Source organism: Bradyrhizobium genomosp. I (2014), assembly GCF_000261685.1.
Classification (GTDB): Bacteria; Pseudomonadota; Alphaproteobacteria; order Rhizobiales; family Xanthobacteraceae; genus Bradyrhizobium.
In genome coordinates this window covers 1-21,855 of the sequence record NZ_AJQE01000019.1, presented here as the reverse complement: position 1 = coordinate 21,855, position 21,855 = coordinate 1, and the positions used below count along the sequence as shown (strand labels likewise).

At 65.6% G+C, this 21,855-nt stretch carries 20 protein-coding genes; 14 read left to right on the top strand and 6 right to left on the bottom strand.

Going from position 1 to position 21,855, the window contains the following annotated elements; translation table 11 throughout:
• The first annotated feature begins 223 nt into the window (after positions 1-223).
• Genes IC50_RS01655 through IC50_RS01645 form a run of 3 tightly spaced genes read left to right on the top strand, consistent with a single transcriptional unit; the run spans position 224 to position 3,586 of the window.
• Positions 224-688, top strand: coding sequence for a (2Fe-2S)-binding protein (locus tag IC50_RS01655; RefSeq protein WP_193374077.1), 465 nt, complete (start codon positions 224-226; stop codon positions 686-688).
• A gap of 1 nt (position 689) precedes the next feature.
• Positions 690-2,945: a xanthine dehydrogenase family protein molybdopterin-binding subunit gene (locus IC50_RS01650; protein WP_035699680.1), complete on the top strand. Its 2,256-nt coding sequence runs from the start codon at positions 690-692 to the stop codon at positions 2,943-2,945.
• A gap of 8 nt (positions 2,946-2,953) precedes the next feature.
• Positions 2,954-3,586 carry a hypothetical protein gene (locus IC50_RS01645; protein ID WP_035699678.1) on the top strand — a complete coding sequence of 211 codons (633 nt, stop codon included), beginning with the start codon at positions 2,954-2,956 and terminating at the stop codon, positions 3,584-3,586.
• A gap of 1,025 nt (positions 3,587-4,611) precedes the next feature.
• On the opposite strand, the gene IC50_RS01640 is transcribed toward IC50_RS01645, so the two are convergent.
• The 6 genes from IC50_RS01640 to ku all read right to left on the bottom strand — a co-directional run bounded on the left by IC50_RS01640 (position 4,612) and on the right by ku (position 10,527).
• On the bottom strand, positions 4,612-6,207 hold the full coding sequence (locus IC50_RS01640; protein WP_035699676.1) for an MBL fold metallo-hydrolase: 1,596 nt from the start codon (positions 6,205-6,207) through the stop codon (positions 4,612-4,614).
• Positions 6,204-7,124: a ribose-phosphate pyrophosphokinase gene (locus IC50_RS01635; protein WP_035699674.1), complete on the bottom strand. Its 921-nt coding sequence runs from the start codon at positions 7,122-7,124 to the stop codon at positions 6,204-6,206. Before IC50_RS01635 ends, IC50_RS01640 begins: the two co-directional genes overlap by 4 nt.
• Positions 7,121-8,662 carry a thymidine phosphorylase family protein gene (locus tag IC50_RS01630; RefSeq protein ID WP_035699689.1) on the bottom strand — a complete coding sequence of 514 codons (1,542 nt, stop codon included), beginning with the start codon at positions 8,660-8,662 and terminating at the stop codon, positions 7,121-7,123. Before IC50_RS01630 ends, IC50_RS01635 begins: the two co-directional genes overlap by 4 nt.
• Before the next feature lie 139 nt (positions 8,663-8,801).
• Positions 8,802-8,966 carry a Flp family type IVb pilin gene (locus IC50_RS01625; protein WP_035699672.1) on the bottom strand — a complete coding sequence of 55 codons (165 nt, stop codon included), beginning with the start codon at positions 8,964-8,966 and terminating at the stop codon, positions 8,802-8,804.
• A gap of 278 nt (positions 8,967-9,244) precedes the next feature.
• Positions 9,245-9,478, bottom strand: coding sequence for a hypothetical protein (locus IC50_RS01620; RefSeq protein WP_035699670.1), 234 nt, complete (start codon positions 9,476-9,478; stop codon positions 9,245-9,247).
• 59 nt (positions 9,479-9,537) lie between these two features.
• Positions 9,538-10,527, bottom strand: a complete 990-nt coding sequence (ku, locus tag IC50_RS01615; protein ID WP_035699669.1) for a non-homologous end joining protein Ku — start codon at positions 10,525-10,527, stop codon at positions 9,538-9,540.
• Positions 10,528-10,757: 230 nt separating this feature from the next.
• Here ku and IC50_RS42315 point away from each other — a divergent pair, with 230 nt between their 5' ends.
• The 11 genes from IC50_RS42315 to IC50_RS01565 form a co-directional block, all read left to right on the top strand.
• Positions 10,758-10,913, top strand: coding sequence for a hypothetical protein (locus IC50_RS42315; protein ID WP_193374076.1), 156 nt, complete (start codon positions 10,758-10,760; stop codon positions 10,911-10,913).
• A gap of 242 nt (positions 10,914-11,155) precedes the next feature.
• Complete coding sequence (locus tag IC50_RS01610) at positions 11,156-11,830, top strand: response regulator transcription factor (RefSeq protein ID WP_035699667.1); 675 nt, start codon at positions 11,156-11,158, stop codon at positions 11,828-11,830.
• A gap of 121 nt (positions 11,831-11,951) precedes the next feature.
• Positions 11,952-13,328 carry a sensor histidine kinase gene (locus tag IC50_RS01605; protein WP_035699665.1) on the top strand — a complete coding sequence of 459 codons (1,377 nt, stop codon included), beginning with the start codon at positions 11,952-11,954 and terminating at the stop codon, positions 13,326-13,328.
• Between the two features lie 162 nt (positions 13,329-13,490).
• The gene (locus IC50_RS01600; protein WP_035699663.1) at positions 13,491-14,891 is read left to right on the top strand and encodes a hypothetical protein; all 1,401 of its coding nucleotides are present in this window, start codon (positions 13,491-13,493) and stop codon (positions 14,889-14,891) included.
• Positions 14,892-14,989: 98 nt separating this feature from the next.
• On the top strand, positions 14,990-15,259 hold the full coding sequence (locus IC50_RS01595) for a hypothetical protein (RefSeq protein WP_035699661.1): 270 nt from the start codon (positions 14,990-14,992) through the stop codon (positions 15,257-15,259).
• 130 nt (positions 15,260-15,389) lie between these two features.
• Positions 15,390-16,493, top strand: a complete 1,104-nt coding sequence (gene ccmI / locus IC50_RS01590) for a c-type cytochrome biogenesis protein CcmI (protein ID WP_035699659.1) — start codon at positions 15,390-15,392, stop codon at positions 16,491-16,493.
• 37 nt (positions 16,494-16,530) lie between these two features.
• The gene (ccmE, locus tag IC50_RS01585; RefSeq protein WP_035699657.1) at positions 16,531-17,040 is read left to right on the top strand and encodes a cytochrome c maturation protein CcmE; all 510 of its coding nucleotides are present in this window, start codon (positions 16,531-16,533) and stop codon (positions 17,038-17,040) included.
• The gene (locus IC50_RS01580) at positions 17,037-19,019 is read left to right on the top strand and encodes a heme lyase CcmF/NrfE family subunit (RefSeq protein WP_035699656.1); all 1,983 of its coding nucleotides are present in this window, start codon (positions 17,037-17,039) and stop codon (positions 19,017-19,019) included. The genes ccmE and IC50_RS01580 overlap by 4 nt, the downstream gene beginning before the upstream one ends.
• A gap of 4 nt (positions 19,020-19,023) precedes the next feature.
• Positions 19,024-19,524, top strand: coding sequence for a cytochrome c-type biogenesis protein (locus tag IC50_RS01575; protein ID WP_035699654.1), 501 nt, complete (start codon positions 19,024-19,026; stop codon positions 19,522-19,524).
• A gap of 89 nt (positions 19,525-19,613) precedes the next feature.
• Positions 19,614-20,957 (top strand): methyl-accepting chemotaxis protein, encoded by a 1,344-nt coding sequence (locus IC50_RS01570; RefSeq protein WP_035699653.1) that lies wholly within the window; start codon positions 19,614-19,616, stop codon positions 20,955-20,957.
• A 220-nt stretch (positions 20,958-21,177) separates the two neighbouring features.
• Positions 21,178-21,855 (top strand): trypsin-like peptidase domain-containing protein (locus tag IC50_RS01565; RefSeq protein WP_035699651.1); only part of this gene is annotated, 678 nt, incomplete at its 3' end.

Genomic DNA, 21,855 nt, shown 5'->3' with positions numbered 1-21,855 from the left:
CGTCCTGGCATTGATCAGAATGTCGCGCGACGAGAAGGCGCACTCGTGCGCTCCGCTGCTGTCGCGATAGGCGGTTCACCGCGTGCAACTGCCCTCCAAACGCAGATCCTCTATCGTCATCGTGCGAATTCGAAACGGAGCGCAGACGCGGTGGGGATTCGGTTTGACAGCGTTGAAGGCTCGAGGGCACGCTAACTCCAACGCCGCGAAGGGGTATGCCGACATGATCGAGCTCACGGTGAACGGGATCAAGCGCCAGGTCGACGTCGTTCCTGAGATGCCCTTGTTGTGGGTGCTGCGCGACGAACTCGGCATCACCAGTCCCAAATACGGCTGCGGGGTCGCGCAATGCGGCGCCTGCACCGTCCAGATCGACGGCATGGCGGTGCGGTCCTGCCAGTCGCATATCGGCGAGGTCGCGGGCAAGTCGGTCGTCACGCTCGAAGGGTTGGACAAGAAGGAGCAGCATCCGGTCCTGCAGGCCTGGATCGAGCATCAGGTCCCGCAATGCGGCTATTGCCAGACCGGCCAGATCATGCAGGCCATCTCGCTGCTTGATCTGATCTCCAATCCGACCGACGACGAGATCAACCAGGTGATGTCCGGCAATCTCTGCCGCTGTGGCACCTATCCGCGCATCCGCGCGGCGATCCACGCGGCTGCGGCAAAGAAGATGGCGGAGAAGTGAGATGGGTCACATGCAGAGCCTTTCGCGCCGGGCCTTCGTTATCGGCTCCGCCGCGGTCGCCGGCGGCATTGCCTTCGGCGCCTATGGCAGCGCCGAAGCGGCCGCGCCGAGCGCCGATGACAATCCGCTGGCCGCCGGCCTCGGACCGAACTCGGTGACCTTCAATCCCTGGGTCGAGATCAGCCCGGACAAGATCACGCTGATCGCGCAACACGCCGACATCGGCCAGGGCGTCGGCTCGGTGCAGCCGATCATGATCGCCGAAGAGATGGACCTCGACCCCGGCCAGTTCGGAATCCGGTTCGCCGGTCCAAGCCCCGCCTATTTCAACACCGGCTTCGCCGACGAGTTCGCGCCCTTCGTGGCCGCGGACCAGAGCCCGGCCGCGGAGGAAGCGCGCGCCAAGACGCTCGAATGGCTGAGACAGGCCGGCCTGCAGATGACCGGTGGGTCGAGCACGCTGCCGGACACCTACGACAAGCTGCGTGTCGCCGGCGCGGTTGCGCGCGAAACGCTCAAAGCCGCTGCCGCCAAACGTTCGGGCGTCGCAGTGGCCGACCTTCGCACTCAATCAGGCCATGTGATCCTGCCCAACGGAACCAAGATCGCCTATGTCGCACTCGCGGCGGAGGCGTCGAAAATTCCGCCGGTGCTCGATGCGCAGCCGCGCGACCCGTCCAAATGGCGCATGCTCGGCAAGCCGATGATGCGGCTCGACGTCCGCTCGAAAGTGATGGGCGAGCTGAAGTTCGGCATCGACCAGAGAACGGAGGGCATGATGTATGCCTCCGTCAAGCTGAACCCCAACAAGGGACAGCCGCTGAAATCATACGATGCCGGCAAGGCCCGGTCGATGCCGGGGGTCAAGAAGATCCTCGAAATCAAGAATGGCGTCGCGGTGATCGCCACGAACAGCTGGTACGCGATGAAGGCGGTCGAGGCCATCGCCTGCGAGTGGGCGCCTTCCGCCTATCCGGCCGAGCAGGCCGACCATTGGAAAGTGCTGGAATCCTCTTTCAAGCCGGAATTCCTGGGCAAGGAGTGGCGAAAAATCGGCGACATCGAAGCCGGCCTGAAGACGGGCAAGCTCGTCGAAGCCGAATATCGCGCACCCTATGTGGCGCATCAGCCGCTCGAGCCGCTGAACGGGATCGGCCTCGTCACCGACAAGGGCATGGAGATCTGGGTTGGTCATCAGAGCCCGCGCTTCGTGCAATATGTCGCGGCGACGGCGATCGGCCTCAAGCCGGAACAGGTCACCTTCCACAACCAGTGGAGTGGCGGAAGTTTCGGCCACCGTCTCGAGTACGAGAACGTCCGCGTTCTCGCCGAGATCGCCAATCAGATGAAGGGCACGCCGATCAAGCTCGTGTTCTCGCGCGAAGAGGATTTCCTCCAGGACATTCCGCGGCAGATTGCGATCGCGCGGCATCGCGGCAGCGTCGACAAGAGCAAGATCGTCGCCGCCGATCTGCAACTGGCCTCGACGACGCCGCTCAAGGGACTGCTCGAGCGTTCGGGCACGCCCTCGAAGGATCCCGACGGGCAATTGGCCGCCGGCCTGTGGAACGTCTATTACGACATCCCCAATTTCCGGGCCACCAGCTACGAGGCGCAGGGACTGTCGCCAAGCACCACGTGGCGGTCGGTCGGCGCCTCGACATCGGGCTTCTTCACGGAGAGCTTCATCGACGAATTGATCCATGCGGCCGGCCTCGATCCAATGAAGGCGCGCATCGCGATGTGCACCGTGCCGCACTATCGCAAGGTGCTGGAGACCGTCGCGGAGATGTCGGACTGGAAGGGGCCGCTCGGCAACGGCCGGGGACGGGGTGTCGCCTTCGTGGAATCGTTCGGCACACCGACGGCTGAAGTCGTCGAGGTGACGGCCACAGACCGGGGCATCAGGATCGACAAGGTCTGGGTCGCGGCCGATGTCGGCAAGGTCGTCGATCCCGTCAATTTCGAGAACCAGGTGCAGGGTGGCGTCGTCTGGGGGCTCGGCCATGCGATCAATTGCGAGCTCACTTACGCCAAGGGCGCGGTGCAGCAGACCAACTACAACCACCATGAAGCCATGCGGATCTATCAATGTCCGGTCATCGAAGTTCGGGGGCTGGAGAACGATCCCAAGGTGAGGGGTGTCGGCGAGCCGCCGGTGCCTCCCGCTGCCCCCGCGCTCGCCAATGCGATCTTCGCGGCGACCGGAAAGCGCATCCGCGAAATGCCCTTCAACAAGTTCATCGATTTCGTGTGAGGCGAGCCATGAAGAGATCTCTGATTGCGGTCGTCTTCGCGGCTTCTGCGATCGCGGCCTTCACCGGGATCGTCGCAGCCAAGGACGAGGCCGCAAAGGATGTGCTGCCGCCCGGCAGCGTCAGCCGCGCCGCCGGACTGGAGGCCTGGAAGCGGATCGAAGCCGTCGTGACCCATCCCCGGTGCGCCAACTGCCACGTCGATGCCAAGGCCATACCGATCTGGACCCCGGCAGGCGAAACCAGGCCGCGCCCGCATGGCATGAATATCCACGGTGGCGAGAGCCGCATCGGCGCGGAGGCGATTCCCTGCGCAACCTGTCACATGACGTCCACCCAGGCGAACGAGCCGGCACCGTCGCCGCCGCGCGCCGGCATCGACTGGCAACTCGCGCCGGTGGCTTTCATCTGGTTCGGCAAGAGCGGCGCCGAGATCTGCGCGCAGATGAAGGACCCCAAGCGCAATGGGGGGCGCGACGCGGCCGGCCTCGTCGAGCACTTGCGGCACGATGCGTCGCTGAACGGCTTCATCCCGCGGGGCTGGGCGCCCGGAGCAGGCCGTTCGACGCCGCCGGGCACCTTCGAGGATCACGTCAAGGACATGGCCCTGTGGGGCGCCGCCGGACAACCCTGTCCGAACTGACGATCGCGCGCGCCGAGGTCGCGCACGATCGTGCCCGCCGCACCATCACGTGCTCAGACCAGCGTGCCCGCGTGGAAGCTTGCCTGGGCGAGCAACGACTGGATCACGACGTTGTCGCCGGGACCCCCGTCCAGCACGTCGATGCCGCCGCCGGATCGGTCCTGCACGAGCTTGGTCCACCCCAGCTACAATCCGTTGTGCTGCCCGACGGGCAAAACACGCCAGTGCCGGGTCAATTGCCTTGCGGCAAAATATTCGCATTTACAGAAATTCTGTGTTACCGTACAACCCGCGTTATCCCGCCCGCCGCAAGGGGCGTTTCGCGATCGTCACGAGACGCGGGCCGGGATGCGGTGGCCGCGACGGCGTCGGCGCGCGAAGTTGGCTGCAGGGCGGGGAAATCCGTGAGCAGCGGCAGACGCGATACGACACGGCGCTGACAGCGTCCTTGTTCGGCCTCGACGGTGAGCGCACGCCAGCCGTCGGGAATGCGGATGAGGATGTGCGCGGACGGAGAAGTCGTGTGGTCCTGACGCCCGGGGTCTGTGCGTCAAGGCTTGCGGTGATGTGGCGGCCCGACCGGGTGCGCGCGTCAGCCATCCGCAAGGTGACGGGGGCAATAGTGCATCGCTCCCCGGGGAGAGCACGAAGGACACCGTTAAAACCATCCGCGCAGGGAAGGCCGGGCGACCGGCAGCACCTGTGGTCCACCCCGTGCGCGTTTTCATTCGCACACGGGACTTCGGGTGCCAGCCGGCGCCCGGCCTTCCCTGCGCCCTCGCTTTCGATGAGGGCGAAACGGACGGCAAAGCTCGGGCGAAACAAGCCGCGAGAACGCGAAGGTGTGTCCGCAGATGAAGTGCAAGTCGGTAGAACGACGTCAGCCGTTCAAACTCCGTCATTGCGAGCGCAGCGAAGCAATCCAGAATCTTTCCGTGGAAAGACTCTCGATTGCTTCGTCGCAAGGGCTCCTCGCAATGACGGTGGAAAGACGTCCTTGCTTATTACGCCAACCGGCGCCCTCTCTACGCCTTCTCCTGCAGCGCGCGGCGCAGCCTTCGGATGATGACGCCGCGGGCGCGGTCGTCGGCGGCGGCTGCGACACGATCGTTGATATCGAGCATGAGCTCCGACATCTCGTTGTGCCAGTCGAGACGGGTCACGGCCTCCGGCGCCAGCCGCCGGCGGTGATCGACGTCGAGCACGCGCGGTTCGGGCGCGGCGAGTTCGTAGATGTCGTCCAGTATCGGCTGGTAAACCCTGGCCGCCGGGATGATGCGCTCGGCCACGCGTTCGGCGAGCCCCGCGATGGCATCTTCCTCACCATGGACCAGGAACAGCCCGCGGGCGATGGGTCGGCGCGCCGCGATCCAGCCGGCGATGCCGGGGCCGTCGGCATGGCCCGAATATTCGTCGATCATGCGGATGCGCGCCGCGACCTTGATCTCCTCGCCCTGGATCCGCACGGCCCTGGCTCCGTTCTGGAGGAAACGGCCGAGCGTGCCGTTGGCCTGGAAGCCGGCGAGCAGCACGGTGGCCCGCTCGTTCCACAGCCAGCGCTTCAGATGATGGCGGATGCGGCCGGCATCGCACATGCCGCTCGCGGCGATGATGATGTGGAATCCGGACAGACGCATGATCGCCTTGCTCTCGTCCGGGGTTTCGGTGAATTTGAGATGCGGCGAGTTGAGCAGGCGGGCGACGTCGACGGATGGGTCGAGGCTCTCCGCGTGCCGGCGGAACACTTCGGTCGCGCGGATCGCGAGCGGCGAGTCGAGGAAGATCGGTGCCGTCGGAATCCCGCCGTGCTCCATCAGGTCGACGAGATCGACGATCAACTCCTGGGTGCGCTCGACCGCGAAGGCGGGCAGCAGCAGCGCGCCGCCGGCCGCCGCAGCATCGCGCACCTCGGCCGCGAGGTGCTTGCGGCGGAGCGCAGGCGTCGTGGTTTCACGCACCCGGTCGCCATAGGTCGCTTCCGAGATGACGTAGTCGAAATCGGTTGGCGCTTCGGGATCGGGCTGGAGCAGCTTGGCCTCCGGCCCGACGTCGCCGGAGAGGAGCACGCGCAGCGGTCGCGTCGAACCTTGCTCGGCGATTTCGAGCTCGATCGAGGCGGAGCCGAGCAGATGGCCGGCGTTCCAGTAGCGCGCGCGCACGCCCGGGATCACGCCGGTCCAGCGTTCATAGTCGACCGCGCGAAACGATTGCAGCGATGCAATCGCATCGGCCTGCGTATAGATCGGCTGCACCTCCTTGCGCCCGCGCGAGGCGTTGCGCCGGTTGAGCTGAGCGACTTCCGATTCCTGGATGTTACCGGCGTCGGGCAGCATGTAGGAGCAGAGGTCGATCGTGCCGCGCGTCGCCAGGATCGGTCCCTCGAACCCCGCGCGCACGAGTTTCGGCAGCAGGCCGCTATGATCGATGTGGGCATGCGTGAGCAGCACGGCATCGATATCGGCGGGGCGAAACGGAAATGCGCCGTAGTTGAGCTCCTTCAGCGTCTTCTGGCCCTGGAACAGGCCGCAATCCACCAGGAAGCGGCCGGTCGCGGTCTGGAACAGATAGCTCGAGCCGGTCACGGTGCGGGCGGCACCGCAAAATCGAACGGTGATGCTCATGTCGTCGTCTCCGGAAGGTGTGCCGTGGTCAATTCGGACCGCAAGGCGGCCGCGAGAATCTCGTCGAGCGAAATCGCATTGGTCGGATGCGGCACGCTGTCGGTCGAGCGGATCGATCGGATGCCGGCCTCGGTGAATGCCGCGATCGCCGCAGGTGGAAACAGCGCGTGCGTCGCGATCGCATCGACGGCGGTCGCGCCCATTGCTCTCAGCGCCTTCGCCGTCGCCATCAGCGTCGTCCCGGAGGAGACGATGTCATCCACCATGAGCGCCGGTCGTCCCGAGAGCAGGGCAGGATCGGCGAGATTGACGGCCACGGATCGATCGCCGTGCCGCGTCTTTCCCGCCACCATGTGCTGCAATCGCAACCGACTCGCGACGTCGGTCACCCAGGGCTCGGACTCCATGTCGGGACCGATCACGACGGTCGCCGGATCGATGCCGCCCGCCGCCAGCGCCTTGGCGATGGCCGGCATGGCGGACAGGTTCTCCGCTTCGATACCTGGAAATACGGTCCTGATGTCGGGGGTGCGATGCAAGTGCGCATCCACGGTGACGACGCGGTCCACGGTCGTTGCAAGCAGATTGCCCATGGCGCGCTGGCTGATGGCCTCGCCCGCATGAAATGCAGCATCCTGCCGCATGTAGCAGAGATAGGGCGCGACCAGGACGAGCCGCTTCGCGCCGTTACGTCGCAGGGCCTCCGCAGCGAAGAGCAGGGTGATCAGCTTGTCGTTGGGTTGATCGAGCGGGGCGTAGAGAATCGCGGTGTCGGTCGCCGGCGCGACCGCGACGCGCAGTTCTCCGTCCGGAAAGCGATGCACGGCGATCTCGCCGTAGGCAAGCCCAAGCCGCGCTGCGAGGCGCTTCGCCGCATCTGCGCCGCACGGCAAGGTCTGGAGCGCGATCGTGCTCATGGCGCCGTCTTGCCTTGCGGCGCCTCGTGACCGTTGACGAGGTAACCGCTCTCTTCGGCCGCAGCGGCGGCAACCAGATCATGCTCGGGGCGGTCGAAAGCGTAGACGCGATAGAGTGGCTCGCCCTGCTCGACGCGGTCGCCGATCTTCTTGAACAGGCGGATGCCGGCGCCCTTGTCGAGCGGCGCGCCGGCGCTGCGGGCGAGGCGGTTCAGGCGCAGGCAGTCGATCGCGGCCACGATGCCGTCATGCGGTGCCTCGATCTCGAAGCTGAGCGGTCCGAGCTCGTTGCTGCAGGTCGAAGGCCCCTGCGCGTCGATGATCTTCTGCATCTGCTTCAGCGCCGCGCCGCTGTCGAGCAGTTCGCGCGCCCGGGCATAGCCGGCGCCGCCGCGCAGCTTCGGATCGTATTCGAGGAGATGGGCGGCGAGCCGGAGCGACTTCTCGCGCAGATCACGCGGCGCGCCCGGCTCGTTGCCGAGCACCGCCATGACGTCGTTGGCTTCCAGCACCGGCCCGATGCCGTTGCCGATCGGCTGGCTTCCGTCGGTCGTGATCACCTCGACCGTGCGGCCGAAGCGGTCGCCGACGAATTCGAACAGCTTTCGCAGCCGCATCGCCTCGACGCCGCCGGTGACCTTCGCGGTCGGCCCGACCGGAATGTCGATCAACAGATGGGTCGAGCCTGCCGCGATCTTCTTGGACATGATGGAGGCGACCATCTGCTCGCGCGTGTCGAGGCTCAGAGGGCGCTCGACCGAGATCAGGACGTCGTCGGCCGGCGACAGGTTCACGTGCCCGCCCCAGATCAGACAGCCGTTGCAGGACGAGACGATCGCCTTCATCTCCTCGACGCCGATATTCACCCGCGCCAGAACCTCCATCGTGTCGGCGGTGCCGGCGGGCGAGGTGATGGCGCGCGAGGAGGTTTTCGGGATCGGCAGGCCATGGGCGGCGACGATCGGCACCACGACCATCGAGGTGCGATTGCCCGGGATGCCTCCGATGCAGTGCTTGTCGACGACGATCGGGGTCGGCCACACCAATTGCGTGCCGGCCTGCGCCATCGCCCCGGTGAGGGCAAGAAGCTCGTCGCTGGTGATGAAGCTGGCCGAACCGATCAGGAAGGCGGCAATCTCCATGTCGGAGTAGCGATAATGCGCGAGGTCGCTGATGATCGCGCCGATCTCGGCCTGGCTCAAGGTCCGTCCGCGGATCTTGGCGCGCACCGCTTCCAGGCTCTCCGGAGGCGCGGCGGGCCTGACCGTGACCGGCGTGCCGGCGGCTTCCGCGAAGCGCCGGAACGCAGGTTCGGAGAGTCCGATCTCGTCCGGAGCGGCCAGCGTGTCGTCATCCGTGATCAGCAACGTCGCCAGCATGACCTTGCCGCCCTGACGAAGCTCGACGCGGCTGAAGCCGCGGAAGATCTCCGCGCGCAGCGCCTTCGAGTGCCTGGAGACGACGACGACGTTCTCGCGGCCGGTATCGAGCCGGACGCGGCGGATCTTCAGTTGGGAGTGCGGAAGGTCTGGATGCATGGACAGGCCGGCAGCAGGGAGTTGGATCTCCATGCTTAAGCGTCCCCGTCCTGATGCTGTTGACCCAGATCATGGCCCGCGGAGCCCGGCAGACATGGGCGCGAGCGCGGCGCGCCGTTACGCAGGCCGGGGCCGGCCGTTACTTCATCGCCGAGCTGATCGAGTTGAATTTGTTGTTGAGCAGCGCGCCACCCGTGTTGTTCACGACGGTCACGATTGCCAGAGCGATCCCGGCGGCGATCAGGGCATACTCGATTGCGGTTGCGCCATTCTCATCGACAAGGAAAGACCTCAGCAGACGCATTGCCAGCTCCCGTTCATCCGATCCAATGTATGGTCGCGTCCTTGTTGGACTCGTAAATCGATCGAATATGACCTTGTGCGCGCCAGAAGAATCGAGCCCGGCGCGATCCCTGCTCATACGACGGCATTCATTAAATTAAGGTTCCGTCGATCCGTCCAAATGGTTTCAAATCGGCAGCCCAGGGGCTGCACCGGCCCGTCAGGCCGTGATCGTGCGGCCGCTTAACCGATTGTTGAGCCTGTTCGGCAATGGGCCGGCAAGGACATCTCGATCGCGCTTCATCCGCTCCGGCCGCCCGCATTCAGCGCCCGCAACATGGCGATGCGGGCGAACATCACCCAGCCGCCGCCCGTCTCGGCCGCATTGATCAAAGTCTCGATGGCGGTCTGCCAGTGCGTCTCGTGCTGGGCGGCCTCGGGCAGCCGCATGATGTAGTCCGCCGCGTCCTGAAGCGTGAGCAGCTTGCGCTTGCCCACGCGAACAGGATCGTCGAACGCGGTCGACCAGGGCATGTCAGACCGGCCGATCGGCGAGGAGAGACATCACGGCGCGACCACCGGTCTTGATGCTGTTAGCCGGCCTTCTTCGCTCGCACCGGCTTGTCGGCCTTCTTCGAAGTGTCCTTGGTCGCTTCCCTGGTCGCTGTCTTCGCCGTGCCGCCGCCCTTGCCGGCGATCGGCAGCAGCATCTCGCGCTGGCCCTCGACGCGCTTCTTCGGCCTCTTGCCCTTGGCTGTCTCCTTGGCGGTCTCCTTGGCGACCTTCGCCGCAGGTGCCGCTTCCTTCTCGCTCGCGAGGCTCTTCTTCAGCGCGTCCATCAGGTTGATGACGTTGCCGCCGGTCTTCGGTGCGGCCTTCGCGGTGATCGGCATGCCGCTGCGCTTCTTGTTGATGAGATCGATCAGGGCGGTCTCGTAATGGTCCTCGAACAGCTCGGGCTCGAAGGCGCCGGACTTCTTCTCGACGATGTGTTTTGCGAGGTCGAGCATGTCCTTGGTGAGCTTCACGTCCTGGATGTCGTCGAAATATTCCTTTTCGCTGCGGACCTCGTAGGGGTAGCGCAGCAGCGTGCCCATCAGCCCACTCTCCAGCGGCTCCAGCGCGATGATGTGCTCGCGGTTGGTCAGCACGACGCGGCCGATCGCGACCTTGTCCATGCTGCGGATGGTCTCGCGGATCACCGCATAGGCGTCGTGGCCGACCTTGCCGTCCGGCACGAGATAATAGGGACGGATCAGGTAGCGGTTGTCGATGTCGGCCTTGGGCACGAACTCGTCGATCTCGATCGTGTGGGTGGAGTCGAGCGCGATGTCGTCCAGCTCGTCCTTGGTGACCTCGATATAGGTGTCGGTGTCGACCTTGTAGCCCTTGACGATGTCCTCGGAGGTCACCTCGTCGCCGGTCTCGGCGTCGACCTTGAGATACTTGATCCGGTGGCCGGTCTTGCGGTTGATCTGGTTGAACGAGACCTTCTCGGTATCCGAAGTGGCCGGATAGAGCGCGACCGGGCAGGTCACGAGCGACAGACGCAGAAAACCCTTCCAATTGGCGCGGGGGGCCATGGGCTACTCCAGACGCAACAGAGGACAAGCGGCAAAGATAACATCGTACCGGTGCGAATCATAGCAACCGCCGGCGCGGAATCTTGCAACGGCGTTAACTGCCGCCTGCGCCCTGTTGCCGGGCCGCCCATGGTCCGGAACATCGCCCGAGATCACGCGTTGCCCCGGCACTTCGTAGCCGCGAGGACGTCGCGGCGATCGGACGCGCCAGCCACAAGATTGAGGTCACCATGGCAACCACGCGAGAGCAGAACCGGATCGTGGAAACTCCGACCGAGGCGCGCCAGGGCGAACTCGGGCCTTCGGTGGCGGCACTGCTCGCCATCTCGACCGGGCTTGCAATCCTGATCCTCGCCGTCGTCTGGTTCGTGTTCTTCCGGACCTGACGACCGGGTCCCGGACGGCCGGACCTCCCGGCTTGCCGCGCGACGCGGCACATTGCGCCCGCCATGCCGCCGGCTCGTCCCGCGGCATGGCGGGCGCTGTCGCATTCGCTTGCGACGGGTCCTATATGACCAAAAAGTAACGTAGGCCGGTTCCCCGCGTTCATATTCAGTTCACGCCAGAATTGCTCATCTCTGGCGGTGTTCATGCAGCCTGTTCTTGTAGCCTATCCTTGGAGAGAAGCGTGCGCCTGCTCGTTGTTGAGGACGACCCCGATCTCAATCGCCAGCTCACCAAGGCGCTGACCGACGCCGGCTATGTGGTCGATCGGGCCTTCGACGGGGAGGAGGGGCACTATCTCGGCGACACCGAGCCGTATGATGCCGTGGTGCTCGACATCGGCCTGCCGAAGAAGGACGGCATCTCGGTGCTGGAGGCCTGGCGCCGCAACGGCCGCACCATGCCGGTCCTGATCCTCACCGCACGCGACCGCTGGAGCGACAAGGTGCAGGGCTTCGATGCCGGCGCCGACGACTATGTCGCAAAGCCGTTCCACCTGGAGGAAGTGCTGGCGCGCATCCGCGCCCTGCTGCGCCGCTCGACCGGCCATGCCCAGAGCGAACTCAGCTGCGGTCCCGTCACGCTCGACACCAGGACCGGCCGGGTCAGCGTGTCGGGCAATCCCGTCAAGATGACCTCGCACGAATATCGGCTTCTGGCCTACCTGATGCACCATTCCGGGCGGGTGGTCTCGCGCACGGAGCTGGTCGAGCATCTCTACGACCAGGATTTCGACCGCGACTCCAATACGATCGAGGTATTCGTCGGCCGCATCCGCAAGAAGCTCGATGTCGACATCATCCAGACCGTCCGCGGCCTCGGCTATCTGCTGACCCCGCCGCCTGCGCCGGGCGCTTGAGGCCTGGACTTCGAGCGGTCCGGGCTTGACGGCCGCCCCGACACGGGCCTTGGTCGGCCCATGACTTCAGACGACATGACTTCCGACGACCTGACTTCCAGCCTCCGTCTGGACCGTTCCGATGGCCGCTAGCTCGCTTGCGAACCGACTGTTCTTGTCGGCGACCGCCTGGCTCGTGGTGATCCTGGCCATCACGGGCGTGGTGCTGTCGTCGGTCTACAAGAACGCCACCGAGCGCGCCTTCGACCGTCGGCTCAATCTTTATCTGCGCACCCTCATCGCCGAGGTCGCGACCCCCGACGAGCCGCCGGATCGCCAGTTCCAGTCGCTCGGCGAGCCCCTGTTCGAGCTGCCGCTGTCCGGCTGGTACTGGCAGATCACGCGCACCGACACCGAAAAGCCGGAGGTGCGGTCCTCGCGCTCGCTCTGGGACAAGAAGCTGCCGAAGCTGGAAGAGCAGGGCGCCGAGCTCACCGCCGCCGGCATCAGGCTCGCCTATGTCGACGGCCCGGAAGGGCAAAATCTGCGCATGGTGGAACGGCCGGTCGATCTCGGCGCCGACGGCAAATTTCTCGTCAGCGTCGCCGGCGACGACACCGAGATCTTCGACGAGACGCGAAGCTTCGACTACTATCTCGGCGGCACCTTCACCGCGCTCGGCATCGTGCTGCTGCTGACGACCGTGTTCCAGGTCCGGTTCGGCCTCGCACCGCTCAAGCGCATCTCGGAGTCGATCGCCGACATCCGCTCCGGGCGGGCGGAACGGCTCGAGGGTGAATTCCCGGTCGAGATCGCGCCGCTGGCGCGCGAGACCAACGCGTTGATCGATGCCAATCGCGAGATCGTCGAGCGCGCGCGCACCCATGTCGGCAATCTCGCCCATGCGATCAAGACGCCGCTCTCGGTCATCGTCAACGAGGCCGGCGCCCACCTGGCCGATCCATTTGCGGCCAAGGTGATGGAGCAGGCGGACCTGATGCGCGACCAGGTCGCCCATCATCTGGAACGTGCGCGCATCGCAGCGCGAGTCTCGGTGGTCGCGACCGTGACGGAAGTGGCGCCTGCCATCGAGGCGCTGCGGCGGACCATGGAGAAGATCCATCGCGACCGTGGCATCGTCGTCGAAGCCAAGACCGACGCGTCGGCAAAATTTCGCGGCGAGCGGCAGGATCTGGAGGAGATGGTCGGCAATCTCGTCGACAATGCCTGCAAATGGGCCGCTTCGCGCGTCTTGATCGAGGTTCTGGTCGAGGCGCCGCACCAGGCGGGCGCGGGTCCGCGCCTGCGGATCGTCGTCGATGACGACGGTCGCGGCCTGTCGGAGGCCGAGCGCGCGCAGGTCTCCAGGCGCGGCCAGCGGCTGGATGAGTCCAAGCCCGGGTCGGGACTGGGCCTGTCCATCGTGGTCGATCTCGCCGCGCTCTATGGCGGCAGCCTTTCGCTCGGAGCTGCGCCGACCGGCGGCCTGCGGGCCGAATTGGTCCTTCCGGGACTGTAGTCCCTTGTTTCGAGATGGTTTTTCGTCCTCGCCGATCCCCGTCCGGAAGGAAACCGGGGGCATTCGGACCCACTTCCTAAACGGCTTCTTAAGTGGGGGCGTCCTATGATCGCGCCCGGACGCATCCCATGTCCGCCATTTTACCGTGCATAACCCGGGCGCATGAGCCAGACATCGATCGAGCGGCTGAGGGAATATCTCGCGCAGCTCCCGCCGCAGGCGCAGGCCCTGCTGATGCGGGAGTTCGAGCGCGCACTGGAGCGCGGCCAGGACACGGCTGTGGCAACCCTGGTGCTCGAGCAGCTGCGCAAGATCGTCCGCAAGACCGAAGCCGATGAGGCTCCGCCGCCGCGCACGGACGATCTGTCGCGGCTGCTGTTCCAGGTATTGGAACCGTTTCTGGTCGAGGCGGGCGCCCCGGTTCGGGTCGGCCAGATTCGCCGCTCCTCGCTACAGCCGATCTGGCAGTGGCTCGGCCGTGACGGCGCACCGGACAAGGTGAGCGAATTCGAGGCGGTGCTGTCGCGCATGCCGGCCGACAATGCAGGGCAGGTCGAAGCCCAGGCCTCGAGGCTCCAGACGGTGGCCGCGGATGCCATCTTCGAGCTGACGGGGCCGGGCGGAGGCGACAAATCGCGCGCGCTGGCCCGTGTCGGCCCGCCGAACGTGATCGAGGATCTCTATTCGATAGGTGCGGTACTCCAGGTCCGCGAGGCGATCGCCGCCGTGAACGAGAAGCTGCCGCGCTTCCTGCGCGCCTTCGGCGATCCCCAGATCGCCTCGGTGACGTCGGCGCTCAACATTCCCGCGCTTCAGACGCCGCAGATGCTGCCCTTCGCGCTCTCGATGGTGGTGGAGCGGATGACCGCCCCCTGGCAGATCATCCGCCTCGCCATCAAGATTGCCGCGTCCGACGACGAGATCCGCGTCGCGGCAACGCCTTATGGCGTTGCCGTCACGATCGCGCTGCATGATCTGTCCTGCGTGGCCGCGATCCTTCGCATGGACATCAAGCGCGGCCATTTCGACAACGTCGCCGGCAATCTCAAGACGCTGCACGACGGCGTGCGCGGCCTGCGCACCGAGCTCGACTTGCGCAACGATTCCGCCTGGGGCAAGCAGTTGACGTCGATCCGCGCCGACATCTCCAATGCGCTGCAGTCCGAGATCGACAGCGTTCCCGGCCGCGTTCGCCGCATCCTGCGCCAGCGCCCCGAGAAGGACATTCCGCCGGGCGCGCGGGTCGACGGCACCGAGGTCGAGGAAACCGTGGCGCTGATCGACTTCGTCGCGACTTGCCGCAATTATGCGAGCGAGCTTGCGATCAACGAGGTGACGCTGCGCACCTATTCCGATCTCCAGCAATATGTGGAACGCTCGACCGAGCAGCTGGTGCAGTCACTGCGCGCCGCCGATCACAAGGTCCGCGCCTATCGGCAGCAGCAGGTGCAGGCCGCGATCCGCTTCTGCCAGGTGCTGTTCGGCGACGATTACGCCTCGTTGATGAGTCGGGCCGCCGAGAACGCGCTCACAGGCGAGCGCAAATCGTCGCGCGCGGGTTGAATGGGCGCAAATTTCCTGGTCACAATTTCTGGTTGACGATATCGATGGCGCGCCGTACGGTCCCCGAGCAAGTCCGGGGAATTTCTATCTGTAGGCGCATGAAACCCGTTATCAGCTCCATCGAAATTGAGAACCGCGTCATCGTTGCCAAGTATCAGAGGCTGATGGTTGGGGCCAAGGTGGTGCTGGTCGAGAAGGCAAGCGATCGGCAGCTGCCTGAGACAATCACGAGGGTTGCATCTCGGGTTCCGGTCGGAGCGTTGCGCATCAGATTGCCGGACGCAATCAAGCCGGGAACATACTTCCTGAGGGCCTTCAACGGGCACGGCGAGGACGCAGCGCGAAGTGCGGACTTCGAGATCGGCTAAGCCGTTGGATTTTCACATTTTCGGGACCGAATGCGGTCGCGCGAATTGACAATTGTCAATTGCCGCATCGTCCAGCCGTGGTGTAAAGGCACCTATAGGCGCGGTTCGTGCGCTGCCGGAAGCTTGCCAGATGACGTTATGGTTCGTGTTCGCGCTGATGACGGTCGCGGCGATTTTCGCCGTGCTCTGGCCGCTTGGCCGGGGTAGCGGCGCGCAAGATCAGGGCAGCGAGGTCGCGGTCTACAAGGACCAGCTGGCCGAGATCGAGCGTGATCTCGCCGCAGGGCTGATCCCTGCGCCGGAGGCCGAGGCTGCGCGTGTCGAGATCAGCCGCAGGCTGCTCGCGGCGGCCGCCAGCGAGCCCGCAATGGCTCCGAAGTCGAACCTCAAATGGCGCCGTGTGGCGGCCGCGCTGGCGCTCGCCGGCCTGCCGCTCGTTGCAGTCGCCGTCTACATGCCACTCGGCTCACCCAAGCTTCAGGACTTTCCCCTGGCGCAGCGGCAGCGCGGGTCCGGCATGGCGCAGTCACTCGAGAACCTCGTCGTTCAGGTCGAGCAACATCTGGAAAAGAATCCGACCGACGGGCGCGGCTGGAACGTGCTCGCGCCGGTTCTGGAGCGGCTTGGCCGTTTCGACGACGCGGTGCGCGCCTATCGCAACTCGCTCACCTACAATGGCGAGAGCGCGGAGCGCCGGTCCGATCTCGGCGAAGCGATCTCGGCTGCTGCCGGCGGTGTGGTGACCGCCGAGGCCAAGACTGAATTCGAGCGTGCGCACGCCTTGAACGCCGACGATCCCAAGGCGAACTACTTCCTGGGACTTGCGGCCGAGCAGGATGGCCGCAAGGGCGACGCAGCTACGATGTGGCGCGCGCTGCTGGCGAAGGCGCCTGCAGATGCACCGTGGCGCGCCCTGGTGCAGTCCTCGCTGGCGCGGGTCGGCGGCGGCACGATGCCCGCGCTGTCCGATGAGACGATAGCTGCTTCCAAGGATATCGCCGAAGGCGATCGCAACGCGATGGTGCGCGGCATGGTCGATCGTCTGGCCACGCGGCTGAAGCAGAACGGCGACGATGTCGAGGGTTGGCTGCGTCTGGTGCGCGCCTATCTCGTGATGGGCGAGCGAGACAAGGCCATGGGAGCCTCGGCCGATGCCCGGCAGGCGGTTGCCGGCGACGCCGAGCGGCTGCGCCAGCTCAACGAAGGCCTGAGGACTCTCGGGGTCGACGGATGACGATTTCGGGACGAGACGAGCGGAGAACGAATACGCCATGACGCGCAAGCAGCGACGTATGACCATCATAGGCGGCTCGCTCGCCGTGCTCGCGCTCGCGGCCGCGCTGGTGCTCAACGCACTTCGCGACTCCATCGTGTTCTTTTCGACGCCGACCATGGTCGCCGAGAAGCATGTCGAGCCGGGCAGGCGGTTTCGCCTCGGTGGGTTGGTGCAGCCCGGCTCGCTGCAGCGCGGCGACAATCTCGCGGTAACCTTCGAGGTTGCCGACGGCAACGCCAAGCTGCCGGTTGCCTACAAGGGCATCCTGCCCGACCTGTTCCGCGAAGGGCAGGGCGTGGTCGCCGAAGGCGCGCTCGACGCCAACGGCGTGTTCAAGGCCGACACTGTCCTTGCCAAGCATGACGAGACCTACATGCCCAAGGACGTCGCCGATGCCCTGAAGAAGCAGGGGCACTGGAAGGACGATTACGGCGGCAAGCCTTCTGACAGCGGCAAGCCTGCGGCCACGACCGCGCAGGGCAATCCGCAGGGAGCGATGCGGTGATCGCGGAATCCGGACATTACGCGCTGGTGCTGGCGCTCGGACTGGCACTGATCCAGTCCACCGTACCATTGATCGGCGCCCGCCTGGGCGATGTCGCCCTGATGAACGTGGCGCGCTCCACCGCGCTGGCGCAGCTGCTTTTCGTCGGCGCCTCGTTCGTCGCGCTGGTGATGCTGCACGTGAACTCGGATTTCTCCGTCGCCAACGTGTACGAGAACTCCCACTCGATGAAGCCGCTGCTCTACAAGATCACCGGCGTCTGGGGAAATCATGAAGGCTCGATGCTGCTGTGGGTGTCGATCCTCGCGCTGTTCGGCGGATTGGTCGCGAGCTTCGGCAACAATCTGCCGCTGTCGCTGCGCGCGCATGTGCTGGCCGTGCAGGCCTGGATCGCCAGCGCCTTCTATCTCTTCATCCTGGTGACGTCGAATCCGTTCCTGCGCATCGCGAACCCGCCGATCGAGGGACGCGATCTCAATCCGGTGCTCCAGGACATCGGCCTCGCCGTGCATCCGCCGATGCTCTATCTCGGCTATGTCGGCTTCTCGATCTCATTCTCCTTTGCCATCGCGGCGTTGATGGAGGGACGGATCGATGCGGCCTGGGCGCGCTGGGTGCGGCCGTGGACGCTGGTCGCCTGGATCTTCCTGACGCTCGGCATCGCCATGGGCTCGTACTGGGCCTATTACGAGCTCGGCTGGGGCGGCTGGTGGTTCTGGGATCCGGTCGAGAACGCCTCGCTGATGCCGTGGCTGGCCGGCACCGCGCTGCTGCATTCGGCGCTGGTGATGGAGAAGCGCAATGCGCTGAAGGTCTGGACCATCCTGCTGTCGATCCTGACCTTCTCGCTGTCGCTGCTCGGCACTTTCCTGGTGCGCTCGGGCGTCATCACCTCAGTGCACGCCTTCGCCACCGATCCCACCCGCGGCGTGTTCATCCTGCTGATCCTCTGCCTGTTCATCGGCGGCAGCCTTGCGCTGTTCGCGGGCCGCGCCACCTCGTTGAAGCAGGGCGGCCTGTTCGCGCCGATCTCGCGCGAGGGTGCGCTGGTGCTGAACAATCTGCTGCTCACCGTGGCCTGCGCGGTGGTGCTGTTCGGCACGCTCTATCCGCTGGCGATGGAGATGCTCGCCGACTTCAAGATGTCGGTCGGCGCGCCCTTCTACAATCTCACATTCGCGCCGCTGTTTGCCATGCTGCTGCTGGCCGTGCCGTTCGGGCCGATGCTGGCGTGGAAGCGCGGGGACCTGCTCGGCGTGACGCAGCGCCTGCTCGCAGCCGGCGTTGCCGGGCTGGTCGTGATCGCCATCACCTGGGCCTGGGTGCGGGGCGGCAGTGCGCTGGCGCCGCTCGCGATCGGGCTCGGCGTCTTCGTCATCGCCGGCGCCGTCACGGACATCGTCGAGCGGACAGGCCTGGTTCGCCTGCCGTTCGCAACGGTGCTGCACCGGGCGCGCGGCCTGCCGCGATCGGCCTGGGGTACGGCGTTTGCGCATGCCGGTCTCGGCGTTGCGCTGATCGGGATCGTCTGCGAGACCACCTGGAACAGCGAATACATCGCGACGATGAAGCCGAACGACATTGCCCATGTCGCCGGCTATGACCTGAAGCTCGACGGGCTGCTTCAACGGCAGGGCCCGAACTACCGCGAGATGATCGCCGAGTTCAAGATCAGCCGCGATGGCGAGGCGCTCACGGTCATGGCGCCATCGAAGCGCAGCTTCACCACGCGCGGCTCGTCGACGACCGAGGCAGCGCTGCTGACCCGCGGCGCGAGCCAGCTCTACGTCTCGCTCGGCGATGCCACCGCCGAAGGCGCGATCGCCGTGCGCATCTACTACAAGCCGATGGTGCTGCTGATCTGGTGGGGGCCGGTGCTGATGGCGTTTGGCGGCGTGCTCTCGCTCTCCGACCGCCGCCTGCGCGTCGGCGCGCCGAAGCCGGCGCGGGCCAAGCAGCGCCTCCAGCCCGCGGAGTGATCCGATGCGCCGGATGATGGTCGCGTTCATCGCGTTGATGCTGCTGGCCTTGCCTGCGGCCCACGCTGTCCTGCCCGACGAGATCATGTCGGACCCCGCCAAGGAAGCGCGCGCGCGCGAGCTGTCGCGCGAGCTGCGCTGCATGGTCTGCCAGAACCAGTCGATCGACGATTCCGACGCGCCCTTGGCACGCGACCTGCGGCTCCTGGTGCGCGAGCGCATTGCGGCCGGCGACAGCAATGCACAGGTGCTCGACTTCCTGGTGGCGCGCTACGGCGAGTTCGTGCTGCTGAAACCGCGCTTCGAGCGCCAGACCCTTCTGCTGTGGCTGCTCGGGCCGCTGCTGCTGATCGGGGGCGGCCTGGCGCTGTGGCTGCAAATCCGCCGTCGCTCGCGGAGTGGTGTCGACGTACCGACGTCGCCGCTCACGCCCGATGAAGAGGCGCGACTCGCAGCCTTGATGTCGGACGACACCAAATCTTCCGAGTTACGTAAAGCTACGTAGGCCGCCGGCCGCGGCCGCGTGGTTCATGCTATGTTGACCTTTGTCTGGAACCTTGTCCCGAGATTCGATTCCAGACTCTGAGTCCTCCGATGTTCGCGAACAGCAATCTGACGATCCGCTTCCTGGTCGGCGCCGTCGTCGCTGCGTTATTGTTCCTGCTGGGCATCGGCGGCGGCACCGGCTTCATTGCCGTGCTCTATCTCAACAACGAGATCACCAGCCTCTCCTCGGACTTCGCCACGCTGAGCGGCCCGGTGCGCGAGCATGCCATGCAGATCTATCAGCAGGCGCAGACCGCGTTCTCCTACTTCCTGGTCGCCTGCGGCGTGATTGCGGTCGTCGCCGCCGCGATCTGCCTCACCACCTGGTTCGCGGTGCGCAACGGCATTCTCGGTCCCCTGGCGGCGATCGTCCATGCCATGCGCGAGGTCGCCGACCAGAAGTTCGAGACATCGGTTCCGGGGCTCGGCCGCACCAACGAGATCGGCCTGCTCGCCAGTGCGCTGGAGGTGTTCAAGACCAACGGCCTCGAGCGGCGCCGCCTCTCCGAGCAGCAGCTACATGAAGCGCAGCATCAGGCCGCGCGGTCGAAATTCCTGGACGATCGGATCAGGCGCTTCAACGATCTCGTCGCCAGCGTGGTCGACAGCGTGGCGTCATCGGCCGTGCATCTGAAGACCAATGCCGAGACGTTGTCGCGGACGGCCAACGACACCAGCACCAAGGCCAATGCGGTCGCGAGCGCCGCGAGCCAGGCCAGTGGCAGCGTGCAGACGGTCGCGGGCTCTGCCGAGGAGATGACGAATTCGATCGGCACGATCAGCCGCCGCGTCACGGACGCGACCCAGCGCGCCGAGGGCGCGGCGTCCCAGGCGGAGAAGAGCCGCGATACCATCCACACGCTGTCCGATGCCGCCGACAAGATCGGCGAGGTCGTCCAGCTCGTGCAGGCAATCGCATCGCAGACCAATCTCCTGGCGCTCAATGCCACCATCGAGGCGGCACGGGCAGGGGAGGCGGGCAAGGGGTTTGCGGTGGTCGCTTCCGAAGTGAAGAATCTGGCGCATCAGACCAGCAAGGCGACGGAGGAGATCACTTCCCATGTCGCCAGCATCCAGGGCATCACCGCGGAGACCCGCGGCGCGATCGACGGTATTTCCAGGACGCTGTCGGAGATTTCGTCCATCATGTCCGGCATCGAGATCGACACCGCCCAGCAGCGCAACGCCACGCAGGAGATCACGCGCAGCGCCCAGGACGCCGCGCGCGGAACCCTCGACGTCTCCAACCATATCGTCCAGATCACCTCGACCTCCGCGGAGACAGGCCGCATGGCCGCCGAGGCGCGGGACTCGGCGGTCGACCTGTCGCAGCAGGCCGAGACCTTGAAGCGCGAAGTCGATGAGTTCATCGTCAGCGTCAGGGCGAGCTGAGGCCGCCAAAATCGCGCCCATGCGCGGTTCCGCGAACCCGACTAAGTTCCTGTAAGATCACGATTTTCGGCCTGCGCTAAACTGCCGCATCCGCCTCGTCTCTTCATTACAAAAGTTTAACCCCGCCGCCAGCGCGCGGTAAGGCGGGAGCCCCCATCTTCAGGTCCGTAAGGTGCTGGCATCCGGCACCAAAGGAATTCAGGGCCCTGGAGATTTCCGCATGACCGAACGTCCCGACCTCTCGAACCTTCCGTCGTACCGGCAGCCGCGCCGGTCGGTATTCTCTGCGCGCAAGCTCGCGCTGATGGCTTCGGTCGTCGCCGGCCTCGGCGCGGCTGTCTATGGCTTCAGCCCATCGAGCTCGCCGGCCGATCTGTTCTCCAGCCCGGCGCATGCGCAGGTCAACAACGAGGTTCGCAAGGTCGAACGTCCGGTCGGTTTCGCCGACATCGTCGAGCGCGTGAAGCCCTCGGTGATCTCGGTGAAGGTCAACATCAAGGAGAAGATCGCAAGCAACGATGACGGCGATGATTCCTCCTCGCCGTTCCAGCCGGGTTCGCCGATGGAGCGCTTCTTCCGCCGCTTCGGCGGTCCCGATGGTTTCCCGGGCCTGAAGGGAGGCCGCGGCCGCGTCGTGCAGGGCCAGGGCTCCGGCTTCTTCATTTCGGCCGACGGCTATGCCGTGACCAACAACCACGTGGTCGACGGCGCCGACAAGGTCGAGGTCACCACCGATGACGGCAAGACCTACACCGCCAAGGTGATCGGTACCGACCAGCGCACCGACCTCGCCTTGATCAAGGTCGAGGGCGGCTCGAACTTCCCGTTCGCGAAGCTTGCCGATAGCAAGCCGCGGATCGGAGACTGGGTGCTTGCGGTCGGCAATCCCTTCGGCCTC

Excerpts from the sequence above, each read along its gene's own strand:
- IC50_RS01655 (WP_193374077.1), top strand. The coding sequence starts at position 224 with ATGATCGAGCTCACGGTGAACGGGATCAAGCGCCAGGTCGACGTCGTT.
- IC50_RS01650 (WP_035699680.1), top strand. The coding sequence starts at position 690 with ATGGGTCACATGCAGAGCCTTTCGCGCCGGGCCTTCGTTATCGGCTCC.
- IC50_RS01645 (WP_035699678.1), top strand. The coding sequence starts at position 2,954 with ATGAAGAGATCTCTGATTGCGGTCGTCTTCGCGGCTTCTGCGATCGCG.
- IC50_RS01640 (WP_035699676.1), bottom strand. The coding sequence starts at position 6,207 with ATGAGCATCACCGTTCGATTTTGCGGTGCCGCCCGCACCGTGACCGGC.
- IC50_RS01635 (WP_035699674.1), bottom strand. The coding sequence starts at position 7,124 with ATGAGCACGATCGCGCTCCAGACCTTGCCGTGCGGCGCAGATGCGGCG.
- IC50_RS01630 (WP_035699689.1), bottom strand. The coding sequence starts at position 8,662 with ATGCATCCAGACCTTCCGCACTCCCAACTGAAGATCCGCCGCGTCCGG.
- IC50_RS01625 (WP_035699672.1), bottom strand. The coding sequence starts at position 8,966 with ATGCGTCTGCTGAGGTCTTTCCTTGTCGATGAGAATGGCGCAACCGCA.
- IC50_RS01620 (WP_035699670.1), bottom strand. The coding sequence starts at position 9,478 with ATGCCCTGGTCGACCGCGTTCGACGATCCTGTTCGCGTGGGCAAGCGC.
- ku (WP_035699669.1), bottom strand. The coding sequence starts at position 10,527 with ATGGCCCCCCGCGCCAATTGGAAGGGTTTTCTGCGTCTGTCGCTCGTG.
- IC50_RS42315 (WP_193374076.1), top strand. The coding sequence starts at position 10,758 with ATGGCAACCACGCGAGAGCAGAACCGGATCGTGGAAACTCCGACCGAG.
- IC50_RS01605 (WP_035699665.1), top strand. The coding sequence starts at position 11,952 with ATGGCCGCTAGCTCGCTTGCGAACCGACTGTTCTTGTCGGCGACCGCC.
- IC50_RS01600 (WP_035699663.1), top strand. The coding sequence starts at position 13,491 with ATGAGCCAGACATCGATCGAGCGGCTGAGGGAATATCTCGCGCAGCTC.
- IC50_RS01595 (WP_035699661.1), top strand. The coding sequence starts at position 14,990 with ATGAAACCCGTTATCAGCTCCATCGAAATTGAGAACCGCGTCATCGTT.
- ccmI (WP_035699659.1), top strand. The coding sequence starts at position 15,390 with ATGACGTTATGGTTCGTGTTCGCGCTGATGACGGTCGCGGCGATTTTC.
- ccmE (WP_035699657.1), top strand. The coding sequence starts at position 16,531 with ATGACGCGCAAGCAGCGACGTATGACCATCATAGGCGGCTCGCTCGCC.
- IC50_RS01575 (WP_035699654.1), top strand. The coding sequence starts at position 19,024 with ATGCGCCGGATGATGGTCGCGTTCATCGCGTTGATGCTGCTGGCCTTG.
- IC50_RS01570 (WP_035699653.1), top strand. The coding sequence starts at position 19,614 with ATGTTCGCGAACAGCAATCTGACGATCCGCTTCCTGGTCGGCGCCGTC.